Origin of the sequence: Teichococcus aestuarii (assembly GCF_003116135.1) — a bacterium.
Taxonomy (GTDB): domain Bacteria; phylum Pseudomonadota; class Alphaproteobacteria; order Acetobacterales; family Acetobacteraceae; genus Pseudoroseomonas; species Pseudoroseomonas aestuarii.
The window spans coordinates 1-286 of the sequence record NZ_PDOA01000097.1 but is presented as its reverse complement, the minus strand read 5'-3'; the positions used below and the strand labels follow the sequence as shown (position 1 = coordinate 286).

1 protein-coding gene is annotated in these 286 nt (G+C 79.0%); it reads right to left on the bottom strand.

All coding sequences use genetic code 11. The features are described 5' to 3' along the window. Positions 1-286 (bottom strand): hypothetical protein (locus tag CR165_RS25305; protein ID WP_181378362.1); only part of this gene is annotated, 286 nt, incomplete at both ends.

The window sequence follows — 286 nt, the reverse complement described above, 5'->3', positions numbered from 1 at the left end:
TCGGTGTCGCCCCCGGCCGCCGGGGCGCCGCCGGCGAGGACCCCACCGAGATCGGCGGTGACCGGCAGGTCGATATCGCCCAGCAGCGCCTCGACCGGGTCGAGCCCGACCGCGACCTCGAGCGGCGTGCCGCCGGGCAGGGTGGCGTCGAGCGCCAGATCGGTGTCGCCCCCGGCCGCCGGGGCGCCGCCGGCGAGGACCCCACCGAGATCGGCGGTGACCGGCAGGTCGATGTCGCCCAGCAGCGCCTCGACCGGGTCGAGCCCGACCGCGACCTCGAGCGGCG